Annotated in this window: 9 protein-coding genes and 1 pseudogene; all 10 read left to right on the top strand. The window is 75.0% G+C overall.

The genetic code is table 11. The annotated features are described in order from the left end of the window. Complete coding sequence (gene prcB / locus ACFUVW_RS04445; RefSeq protein WP_430570145.1) at positions 1-906, top strand: proteasome subunit beta; 906 nt, start codon at positions 1-3, stop codon at positions 904-906. Continuing rightward, positions 903-1,625, top strand: coding sequence for a proteasome subunit alpha (prcA, locus tag ACFUVW_RS04450; protein WP_430570146.1), 723 nt, complete (start codon positions 903-905; stop codon positions 1,623-1,625). The genes prcB and prcA overlap by 4 nt, the downstream gene beginning before the upstream one ends. Positions 1,626-1,661: 36 nt before the next feature. Further along, the gene (gene pafA / locus ACFUVW_RS04455) at positions 1,662-3,023 is read left to right on the top strand and encodes a Pup--protein ligase (RefSeq protein ID WP_430570147.1); all 1,362 of its coding nucleotides are present in this window, start codon (positions 1,662-1,664) and stop codon (positions 3,021-3,023) included. A 240-nt stretch (positions 3,024-3,263) separates the two neighbouring features. After that, on the top strand, positions 3,264-4,247 hold the full coding sequence (locus ACFUVW_RS04460) for an FKBP-type peptidyl-prolyl cis-trans isomerase (RefSeq protein ID WP_430570148.1): 984 nt from the start codon (positions 3,264-3,266) through the stop codon (positions 4,245-4,247). 46 nt (positions 4,248-4,293) lie between these two features. Next, positions 4,294-5,067 carry an imidazole glycerol phosphate synthase subunit HisF gene (gene hisF / locus ACFUVW_RS04465; protein ID WP_430570149.1) on the top strand — a complete coding sequence of 258 codons (774 nt, stop codon included), beginning with the start codon at positions 4,294-4,296 and terminating at the stop codon, positions 5,065-5,067. Between the two features lie 130 nt (positions 5,068-5,197). Then, on the top strand, positions 5,198-7,054 hold the full coding sequence (locus ACFUVW_RS04470; protein WP_430570153.1) for an ABC transporter ATP-binding protein: 1,857 nt from the start codon (positions 5,198-5,200) through the stop codon (positions 7,052-7,054). Continuing rightward, positions 7,051-8,850, top strand: coding sequence for an ABC transporter ATP-binding protein (locus tag ACFUVW_RS04475; protein WP_430570150.1), 1,800 nt, complete (start codon positions 7,051-7,053; stop codon positions 8,848-8,850). The genes ACFUVW_RS04470 and ACFUVW_RS04475 overlap by 4 nt, the downstream gene beginning before the upstream one ends. Before the next feature lie 97 nt (positions 8,851-8,947). Beyond that, positions 8,948-9,343, top strand: a complete 396-nt coding sequence (hisI, locus tag ACFUVW_RS04480) for a phosphoribosyl-AMP cyclohydrolase (RefSeq protein WP_430570151.1) — start codon at positions 8,948-8,950, stop codon at positions 9,341-9,343. Positions 9,344-9,469: 126 nt separating this feature from the next. Next, positions 9,470-11,023, top strand: coding sequence for an anthranilate synthase component I (locus tag ACFUVW_RS04485; RefSeq protein ID WP_430570154.1), 1,554 nt, complete (start codon positions 9,470-9,472; stop codon positions 11,021-11,023). A gap of 77 nt (positions 11,024-11,100) precedes the next feature. Further along, a pseudogene (locus ACFUVW_RS04490) lies at positions 11,101-11,342 on the top strand (hypothetical protein); the annotation flags it as partial.

An 11,342-nucleotide genomic window follows, 5' to 3' on the forward strand; every position in this document is an offset into this window, starting at 1 on the left:
ATGACCCACGCTGACACCTCCGGGCGGCTGCCGGACGCGTTCCTGCGCCCCGGCTCGTCCTCGTTCGTGGACTTCCTCGCGGGCCACGCGCCCGACCTGCTGCCCGGGCGTCGCGACGTCGGGGGCACGGGCGCGCCCGCCGACGGGCTCGCGCCGCACGCCACCACCATCGTCGCGCTGACTTTCGGCACCGACGACGGCGGCCGCGGCGTGATCATGGCCGGCGACCGCCGGGCCACCGCGGGCAACCTCATCGCCAGCCGCGAGATGGAGAAGGTCTTCGCCGCCGACGCCTACTCGGTGGTCGGCATCGCGGGGTCGGCGGGCGTGGCGATCGAGCTCGTGCGCCTCTTCCAGCTCGAGCTGGAGCACTACGAGAAGATCGAGGGCTCCCTGCTCTCCCTCGACGGCAAGGCCAACCGCCTGTCCACGATGATCCGCGGCAACCTGCCCCTCGCCCTGCAGGGGCTCGCCGTCGTGCCGCTCTTCGCGGGCTACGACCTCGACCGCGGGTACGGGCGGCTGTTCAGCTACGACGTCACCGGCGGGCGGTACGAGGAGCACGACCACCACACCGTCGGCTCCGGCTCGGTGTTCGCCCGCGGCGCGCTGAAGAAGCTGTGGCGGCCCGGGCTCGACGCCGACGCGGCGGTCGGCGTCGCGGTCGAGGCGCTCTACGACGCGGCCGATGACGACAGCGCCACCGGCGGCCCGGACCCCGTGCGCCAGATCTGGCCCGTGGTCCACGTGGTGACCGCCGACGGCGTCCGCCGGGTGGCCGACGACGACCTGTCCGCGACGGTCGGACGGATTGTCGACGAGCGCGGGGCCGCCCACCGGGCCGCCCACGGCGACCGCCCCGCCGGCGGCGCCCGGACCGGGGACCAAGGGGGTGCGCGCGCATGACGATGCCGTTCTACGTCTCGCCCGAGCAGCTGATGAAGGACCGGGCGGACTTCGCCCGCAAGGGCATCGCCCGCGGACGGTCCGTCGTCGTGCTCGCCTACTCCGGCGGCATCGCGTTCGCCACGGAGAACCCGTCGCGGGCGCTGCACAAGATCTCGGAGATCTACGACCGCATCGCGTTCGCCGCGGTGGGCAAGTACAACGAGTTCGAGAACCTGCGGGTCGCGGGCGTGCGCTACGCCGACCTGCGCGGGTACTCCTACGACCGCACCGACGTCACGGCGCGCGGGCTCGCCAACGCGTACGCGCAGACGCTCGGCACGGTGTTCACCACCGAGTCGAAGCCGCTCGAGGTCGAGCTGGTCGTGGCGGAGGTCGGCGACACGCCGGCCGCCGACCAGATCTACCGGCTGTCCTACGACGGGTCCGTCGCCGACGAGCACGGGCACGTCGTGATGGGTGGCCAGGCGGAGCAGCTGGGCGCACGGGTCGCGGACGCCTGGCACGAGGGGATGACCCTCCCGCAGGTGCTCGCGCTCGCCGTGCGCACCCTCGGCGCGGTGGGGTCGGACGGGTCCGTCGCCGCCGAGGGGGAGGAGCGCGAGATCGCGCCCGCCGGCCTCGAGGTGGCGGTGCTGGAGCGCGCGGGCCGGCGGCGGGCGTTCCGCCGGCTGCAGGGCGCGACGCTGGCCGGTCTGCTCGAGCAGGCCGGCGACTGAGACGTCGGACGACAGGGCCGAGCGAGGGGAGACGTCGTGGACCGCAGGATCTTCGGTCTGGAGACCGAGTACGGGGTGACGTGCGCGGCGGACGACGGGCGCGGGCTCTCCGCGGACGAGGTGGCCCGCTACCTGTTCCGCAAGGTCGTGGCGTGGGGGCGCAGCTCGAACGTCTTCCTGCGCAACGGCTCGCGCCTCTACCTCGACGTGGGCTCGCACCCCGAGTACGCGACGGCGGAGTGCGACGACGTGCACCAGCTCGTGGCGTACGACCGGGGCGGCGAGCGCATCCTCGAGGGCCTGGTCGCCGACGCGCAGCAGCGGCTGGAGCACGAGGGCCTGTCCGGCAAGGTGCACCTGTTCAAGAACAACACCGACTCTGCGGGCAACTCCTACGGCTGCCACGAGAACTACCTCGTGCGCCGGCAGGGCGACTTCTCCCGCCTGTCCGAGGTGCTGGTGCCGTTCCTCATCACCCGCCAGGTGCTCACCGGGGCGGGCAAGGTCCTCGCCACCCCGCGCGGCGCCGTCTACTGCCTCTCGCAGCGTGCCGACCACATCTGGGAGGCCGTCTCCAGCGCCACCACCCGGTCGCGGCCGATCATCAACACGCGCGACGAGCCGCACGCCGACGCGGAGAGCTACCGGCGCCTGCACGTCATCGTCGGCGACTCGTCGATGGCGGAGCCGACGACGATGCTCAAGGTCGGCGCGACCGACCTCGTGCTGCGCCTCGTCGAGGCGGGCGTGCCGATGCGCGACCTCACCCTCGAGAACCCCATCCGCGCGATCCGCGAGATCAGCCACGACCGCACCGGCCTGCACCCCGTGCAGCTCGCCAACGGGCGCACCGCCACCGCCGTCGACATCCAGTGGGAGTACTTCCACCGCGTGCGCGAGCACGTGGACGCGCACGCCGGCGCCACCCCCGTCGTCAAGCAGGTCCTCGACCTGTGGGAGCGCGGGCTGCGGGCGCTGGAGTCCGGCGACCTGTCGCTCGTGGACCGCGAGCTCGACTGGGTGATCAAGCTCAGGCTCATCGAGCGGTACCAGGCCAAGCACGACCTGCCGCTCGACGACCCGCGCATCGCGCGGCTCGACCTCGCCTACCACGACATCTCCCGGACCGAGGGGCTGTACAACCTGCTCGCCGCCCGCGGGATGGTGGAGCGAGTCGTCACCGACCTGGAGGTCTTCGAGTCCACCGCGGTGCCGCCGCCGACCACGCGCGCCAAGCTCCGCGGCGACTTCGTCCGCGCCGCGCAGGAGGCGCGCCGCGACTACACGGTGGACTGGGTGCACCTGAAGCTCAACGACCAGGCGCAGCGCACCGTGCTGTGCAAGGACCCGTTCAAGAGCGTCGACGAGCGCGTGGATCGGTTGATCGAGTCGATGTGAGCGGGTGCCAGATTCGGCTGGTGCCGCCGTGACCGGCTGATCCCTTCGCGCGGACGCGTTCACGGGCGCCAGGGCGCCCTCCACTTCGGGAGGGATACGTCCGCGCGAAGGGGTCAGCCGGGCACGGCGGGCTCTCGGCTCGCGGCCGCGCACAGCGGAACGTCTTTGTGGTGGTGCTTGCGGCGGTGCGCGGAGCGGACGGCCTGCGCTCCGGCGGGGGACGCATGGCAAGATGACGCGGTGCTCCGCCGTCTGACCCTGCTGATCTCGCTGCTGCTCGGTGGCGCGCTCCTGCTCGGCGGCTGCGGGTCGTCGCTCCTGGACGACCTGGGCAAGCGGCCGTCCGCGGGGCCGTCGGCCGCGCCCGTGCAGGTGTCGGGGGCGGTGGGGGAGCCGCCTTCCCTGGAGTACGAGCGGCCGTACGACGTGGTGCAGGCCGGGGCGCGGACGGTGTGGCCCGGGTCCGGCGAACCCGTGACGGACGGCGAGCCCGTGCTGCTGAACATGTACGCCGAGGACGGGCGCGACGGCACCGTCATCTCGAGCACATACATCGACGCGCCCGGGTGGTACACGATGTCGCCGGAGTCGCTCGGCTCCAACCTCTACGAGACGCTGCGGGGCCAGAAGGTGGGGGCGCGCATGCTCCTGCTCGAGGAGGACCGCGGGGTGCCCGTGATCCTCGTCGTCGACGTGCTGCCGACGCACGCGGCCGGAGCCGAGGTGCTCGCGGCGAAGGGGCTCCCGACCGTCGAGCGCGGCGACGACGGCACGCCGACCGTGACCGTGCCGAGGAAGGTCGACCCGCCCGCCGACCTGCAGGTGCAGCCGCTCGTGCGGGGCACGGGGCCGCAGGTTCAGGTGGGACAGGTCGTCACGATGCGGTTCACCGCGGTGCGGTGGAGCGACGGGCGGCAGTTCGACACCACGTGGACCGCCGGGACGCGGCCGCAGTCCGCGACGATCGGCATCGGCCAGCTCGTCGACGGGCTCGACCAGGGGCTCATCGAGCAGACCGTGGGCTCGCAGGTGCTGCTCGTGGTGCCCCCCAGCCTCGGCTACGGTGGCACCAGCAGCGACCTCGCCGACGAGACCCTGGTCTACGTCGTGGACATCCTGGACGCGCACTTCCAGGTGACCGACGACGAGTCCACCGGCCAGGGCAAGGGCGACGACGGCGGCGACCCGGAGAAGGACGCACCGGAGAAGCCGACCGGCGACTGACCGGCGAGAGCAGCGACGACAGCAGCAAAGGAAGGGTGAGTCCCGCATGTCCGTGGCGGTCCGCGTGATCCCGTGCCTCGACGTCGACGACGGACGGGTGGTCAAGGGGGTCAACTTCACGAACCTGCGTGACGCGGGCGACCCCGTGGAGCTGGCCTCCCGGTACGACCGCGAGGGCGCCGACGAGGTGACGTTCCTCGACGTGTCCGCCTCCTCGGGGGACCGCGCCACCATGGTCGACGTGGTGCGCCGCACCGCCGACCAGGTGTTCGTGCCGCTCACGGTGGGCGGCGGCGTGCGGTCCACGGACGACGTCGACCGGCTGCTGCGCGCCGGTGCGGACAAGGTCGGCGTCAACACCGCCGCCACCGCGCGACCCGAGCTGGTCGCGGAGATCGCCGCGCGCTTCGGGCGCCAGGTGCTCACCCTGTCCGTGGACGCCCGCCGCGTCACCGGGGAGACGGTCACCGCCTCGGGCTACGAGGTCACGACCCACGGCGGCCGCCGGGGCACCGGCATCGACGCCGTCGAGTGGGCTGCGCGGGCGGCGCACCTCGGCGCGGGCGAGATCCTGCTCAACTCCATGGACGCCGACGGCACCACCTCGGGCTTCGACCTCGAGATGCTCGCCGCCGTGCGGGAGAAGGTCGACGTGCCGCTCGTGGCGTCCGGCGGCGCCGGGGTGCCGGAGCACTTCGTCGCCGCCGCGCGGGCCGGCGCCGACGCCGTGCTCGCCGCGAGCGTCTTCCACTTCGGCACGCTGACGGTCGGCCAGGTGAAGGCGGCGCTGGCCGAGGCCGGCATCGAGGTGCGGCAGTGAGCGGCTGTCGATGCCGTTGACGAGCGGCAGACCCGCCTCCGGCGCCGGCCGCGACCACCGGGGCGGGGCCGGCCGCACGACCCTCACGGGATCGCGGCTGCGCCGCTCGGCGACGCTCGTGTGGCGCGGGATGCGCTCCGAGCCTCGGCTGTACGTGCTGGCCGTGGGCGCGTCCGCGGTGTTCGGCGCCGCCACCGTCGCGGTGAGCCGCGCCGTCGGCTGGGCGACCGACGCCGTCGTCGTCCCCGCGATCGCGGGCGACCCCGACGCGCGCTCGCGCATCTGGGTGGCGGGTCTCGTGCTCGCCGCGGTGGCCCTCACGCTCGCCCTCGGCGTCGCCGGGCGGCGCATCTGGGCCGGCTACGGGTTCGCCGCGATCCAGGCGCACCACCGGCGCGGGCTCTCCCGGCAGTACCTGCGCCTGCCGGTCTCCTGGCACCGCGCGCACCCGGCGGGTCGCCTGCTGTCCGCGGCGAGCGCCGACGTCGAGGCCGCGACCGGCGTCTTCAACCCCCTGCCCTTCGCCCTCGGCGTCGTGGTGATGATCGCGGTCGCCGCGGGGATGCTCCTGGCGGTGGACGTGTGGCTGGCGGTGGCCGCCCTCCTGGTCGTGCCCGCCGCGATCGCCGCGAACGTCGTCTTCCAGCGGCACATGACGCCCGCCGTCACGCGGGCGCAGCAGCTGCGCGCCGAGGTCGCGGACGTCGCCCACGAGTCGTTCGAGGGCGCCCTCCTCGTCACGTCGCTCGGCACCGCCGACCGGGAGGAACGGCGCTTCGCCGAGCGCACCGACGCGCTGCGGGCCGCGAACGTCCGCGTCGGCACCGTGCGGGCCGTCTTCGACCCGGTCATCGAGCTGCTGCCCTCCCTCGGCACCCTGGCCGTGCTGGGCGTGGGCACGTGGCGCGCGTCGTCGGGGGCGGTGGACGCGGGCGACGTCGTGATGGCGGCTTACCTGCTCACGGTGATGGCCGTGCCGGTGCGCGCGTTCGGATGGGTGCTCGGCGAGCTGCCGCGCGCCCTGGTCGGCTACGACCGCATCGCCGGCATCCTCGACGCCCCCTCGACGCTGGTCCCCGGCGCCCGGGCCCTGCCTCGCGCGGCGGGCGGCCTGGCCGTGCGGCTCGAGGCTGTCGGGGTCGACGTTCCCGCGGCCGACACGACCGCCACCCTGCTGGACGGCGTGGACCTCGACGTCACCCCGGGGAGCACGGTCGCCGTCGTGGGGAGCACGGGGGCCGGCAAGACGACCCTCGTGTCCCTGCTCGCGCGCCTCAGCGACCCGAGCCGCGGCCGGGTGCTGCTCGACGGCGCGGACGTCCGCGACCTCGCGGCGGGCGAGATCCCCGCGCAGGTGGCCCTCGTGACGCAGCAGACGTTCGTCTTCGAGGACACCGTCCGCGCCAACGTGACGCTCGCCGACCCCGGCGACGACGGCGCGCCCGACGACGAAGAGGTCTGGGAGGCGCTGCGCGTCGCCCGGGTGGACGACGTCGTGCGCGCGCTGCCCGGGGGCCTCGACGCGCCCCTGGGCGAGCGCGGCGCCAACCTGTCCGGCGGGCAGCGGCAGCGGCTGGCCGTCGCGAGGGCGCTGGTCCGGCGACCCCGCCTGCTCGTCCTCGACGACGCCACGTCGGCGGTCGACCCGCGGGTCGAGGCGGAGATCCTCGGCTCGCTCGCGTCGGCCGGCGCCGCCGCCCAGGACGGCGGCACGACCGTCGTGATGGTCGCCTACCGCATGTCGTCGGTGGCCCTCGCGGACGTCGTCGTGCACCTCGAGGGCGGCCGCGTCGTGGACGTCGGGCCGCACGCGGACCTGCTGGCCCGCGACCCCGGGTACCGCGCGCTGGCCACGGCCTACGAGCGCGAGACCGCGCGCCGGGCGCGCGAACTCGCGGACGAGGCGGCCGCGGGGGCGAGCCCGGTCGAGCAGCAGGAGGGGACGCAGCAGGAGGGGACGCAGCAGGACCAGGAGGGACGACCGTGAGCGCGACGCGCATCGCCGCCGCCAGCGAGCTGGGCGTCCTCGCCACGCTCCGACGGGGCGTGCAGATCTCGCCGCAGATCGTCGACGGCCTGTGGCTCACGCTCGCGCTCGCCGTGCTCGCGGCCGCGGGCCGGGTCGTGGTGCCGGTCGCGGTGCAGCGCACGATCGACGACGGCATCCTCGCCACCGGAGGCCCGGACCCCGGGCGGGTGGCCCTGCTGACCGGGCTCGCGGCGGGAGCCGTCGTCGTCGCGGGGCTGTGCACCGCCGTGGTCAACGTCCGGCTCTTCCGCCGCACCGAGGCCGGGCTGGCCGCGCTGCGGGTGCAGGCGTTCCGGCACGTGCACGACCTGTCCACGCTCGCGCAGGGCACCGAGCGCCGCGGCGCGCTGGTGTCCCGCGTGACCTCCGACGTCGACACGATCTCGCTGTTCGTGCAGTGGGGCGGGATCCAGCTCCTCGTGTCCACGCTGCAGGTGCTCGTGGCCACCGTGCTCATGGCGGTGTACTCGTGGCAGCTCACCCTGGTGGTCTGGGCGTGCTTCGTGCCGCTGTTCCTCGTGCTGCGCCGTGCGCAGGGCACGGTGAACCGCGCGTACGCGGCGGTGCGGCAGGCCGTCGGAGCGATGCTCGGCGCGATCTCCGAGGCCGTCGTGGGCGCCGAGACGGTCCGGGCCTACGGCGTGGCCGCTCGGACCGGGCGCCGGGTCGACGCCGCCGTCGAGCGGACGCGCGCCACCCAGGCCCGCGCCCAGCTCCTCGTCTCGTCGGTGTTCTCGAGCGGCGTGCTGGTCGCCAACCTGGTGCTCGCCGTCGTCGTCGTGGTCGGCACCCTGCTCGGCGTCGGCGGCGGGCTGACGGCGGGCCAGGTGGTCGCGTTCCTGTTCCTCGTGCAGCTCTTCACCGGCCCCGTGCAGCAGGCCACGGAGATCCTCAACGAGCTGCAGAACGCCGTCGCCGGCTGGCGGCGCGTGCTCGCCGTGCTCGAGACGCCCCTCGACGTCGCGGAGGCCGACGACGCCACGGCGAGCCCGCGCGGCCCGGCCGCGGTGACGCTCCGCGGGGTGCGGTTCGCCTATCCCGACGGGCCCGAGGTGCTGCACGGGGTGGACCTGGAGCTGCCCGCGCGCCGCAAGGTCGCCGTCGTCGGGCGCACGGGCTCGGGCAAGACCACCGTCGCCAAGCTGGTCGCCCGCCTCATGGACCCGACGGACGGCCAGGTGCTGCTCGACGGCGTCGACCTGCGCCGCCTCACGCTCGCCTCGTTGCGCGAGCGCGTCGTGCTCGTGCCCCAGGAGGGCTTCCTCTTCGACGGCACGGTGGCGCAGAACGTCGCCTACGGGCTGCGGCCGGACCCGCCGTCCGACCCCGCCGAGGCGAGGGCGCGCGTCACCGAGGCGGTGGACGCGCTCGGTCTCACCGACTGGGTGGCCGGCCTGCCGCAGGGCCTCGACACGCCGGTCGGGCAGCGGGGCGAGGCGCTGAGCGCGGGGGAGCGGCAGCTGGTCGCCATCGCGCGCGCCTACCTGGCGGCCCCCGACCTGCTGGTGCTGGACGAGGCCACCTCGGCCGTCGACCCCGCCGCCGAGGTGCGGATCGCGCGGGCGCTGGACTCGCTGACCTCCGGCCGGTCGACCATCACCATCGCCCACCGGCTCTCGACCGCGGAGGCCAGCGACGTCGTCGTCGTGGTCGACGACGGGCGCGTGGTCGAGGTCGGCGGGCACGCCGAGCTGGCGGCCGCCGGTGGCGTCTACGCGCGGATGCACGCGAGCTGGGTGGCGCAGACCCGCTGACGCCGCCGTGGGTGCCGAGGGCGACGATGGTGCCGACGGTGCGCGCGGGGTGCGGACGGCCGTCCCGCGGCCCCGTGGGGCGTGGGAAGATGCACGGGTGCCCGATCTGACCGATGCCACCGTGCCTGCGCTCGACCCGGCGATCGCCGAGCGGCTCAAGCGCGACGAGCACGGCCTCGTCGCTGCCGTCGTGCAGCAGCACGACACCGGCGAGGTGCTCATGCTCGGCTGGATGGACGACGAGGCCCTGCGCCGCACCCTCACCGAGGGCCGCGTGACGTTCTGGAGCCGGTCGCGCGAGGAGTACTGGCGCAAGGGCGACACGTCCGGGCACGTGCAGCTCGTCCGGTCCGTCGCGCTGGACTGCGACGGCGACGCCCTGCTCGTGCGCGTCCACCAGGTGGGCGCCGCCTGCCACACCGGCACCCGCACCTGCTTCGAGGCGGGCGGCGACCTGGGGGCCGTCGTCGGCCCTGACGCGCCGGCCGCCTGACCCCGCCACCGGCGACGCACGAACCAGCCCCGACCAGCCCCGACCAGCCCAGCCCGACGATCCCCAGGAGGACCGGTGACCACGCCCACCGTCGCGCAGCCCCACCCCGCCCCGCGCACCGCCCCCGTGGCGGGCCCGTCGGAGCAGGACCTGGCGTGGGGCGCGACGTGGCCGGGTCTCGGCACGTTCCGCGCGCTGGCCACCGACCGCCGGGTGATCCCCGTGGTCCGGCGGGTGCTGGCGGACGACGTCACGCCCGTCGGCCTGTACCGGACGCTCGCGCAGGACCGGCCGGGCACCTTCGTGCTCGAGTCGGCCGAGTCGTCGGGTGGCTGGTCGCGCTGGTCGTTCGTGGGCGTCGACTCGCGCGCCACCCTGACCGCGTCCGACGGGCGCGCCGTCTGGCACGGCGACGTCCCGGCCGGCATCCCGCGCGAGGGCGACGTCGTCGACGTGCTCGGCGCGGCGCTCGAGGCGCTGCGCACGCCGCCGATCGAGGGGCTGCCGCCGCTCACGGGCGGTCTCACGGGCGCGCTCGGCTGGGACGTGGTGCGCCACTGGGAGCCCACGCTGCCCGCGAACGCGCCCGACGAGCTCGGGGTGCCGGAGGTCGCGCTGAGCCTCGCGACGGATCTCGTGGCGGTCGACCACCACACGGGCAGCGCGTGGCTCATCGCCAACGCCATCAACGGCGACGGCACCGACGAGCGGGTCGACGAGGCGCACGCCGACGCCGTCGCCCGGCTCGACGCGATGCAGGCGCGGCTGGCCGACCCGGCCCCGGCGGTGCCCACCGTGCTGCGGCCCGCCGACGAGGTGGCCGAGCCGGCCCTCGAGTTCCGGTCCAGCCGGGACGAGTTCGAGGCCGCGGTGCGGGCGGGCCAGGAGGCGATCCGCGACGGGGAGGTGTTCCAGGTGGTGCTGTCCCAGCGCCTCGGCCTGGACTGCCCGGCCGCGCCGCTGGACGTGTACCGCGCGCTGCGCACCATCAACCCCAGCCCGTACATGTACTACTTCCGGCTCACCGGCCCCGACGGGCGCGACTTCTCCGTCGTCGGCTCCAGCCCGGAGACGCTGGTGAAGGTGACCGACGGTCACGTGACCACGTACCCGATCGCCGGGTCGCGCCCGCGCGGGGCGACCGTCGAGGAGGACGTGGCCCTCGGCGAGGAGCTGCTCGCCGACCCCAAGGAGCGCGCCGAGCACCTCATGCTCGTCGACCTGTCGCGCAACGACCTCGTCAAGGTCTGCGAGCCGACGTCGGTCGAGGTGGTCGAGTTCATGGCCACGCGCCGGTTCAGCCACATCATGCACCTGTGCTCCACCGTCGTCGGCCGCCTGCGTGCGGGGGCGACGGCGCTCGACACGCTGCGCGCGACGTTCCCCGCCGGCACCCTCTCGGGGGCGCCGAAGCCGCGGGCCATCGCCCTGATCGACGAGCTGGAGCCCGCGTCCCGCGGGATCTACGGGGGCACCGTCGGCTACTTCGACTTCGGCGGCAACATGGACATGGCCATCGCGATCCGCACCGCGTGCATCCGCGACGGCCGGGCGTGGGTGCAGGCCGGCGGCGGCATCGTCGCCGACTCCGTGCCCGCGCTCGAGTACGAGGAGTCGCGCAACAAGGCGGCCGCCGCGGTGCGCGCGGTGCAGCTCGCCGCGCGGTTCCGGGGGCTCTGAGCGCGGCACGACCGGCACGACGGGCACGACGAGCAGCACGGACCGGCAGGACGGACAGGCAGGACGGACAGGAAGACATGGACGACGCAGCACGGACCACGCACGACGGCGACGCCGCGACGACGCCGGGCCGTGGGCCGTTGCGCGCGAGGTCGCGGGCGGTGTGGTCGGTGGTGGCGGTCGGCGGGCTCACGCTCGCGACGGCCTCGCCGACCTGGGTGAGCACGACGGTGTCGACGGCCCTCGAGCCCACGGTCGACGTCGCGGTCACGGGCACGACGGCGGCGCCGGCGGTCGGCGCCGCCGCGCTCGTGGTGGT

It is taken from the genome of Isoptericola sp. NPDC057391 (assembly GCF_042668085.1).
GTDB lineage: Bacteria > Actinomycetota > Actinomycetes > Actinomycetales > Cellulomonadaceae > Isoptericola.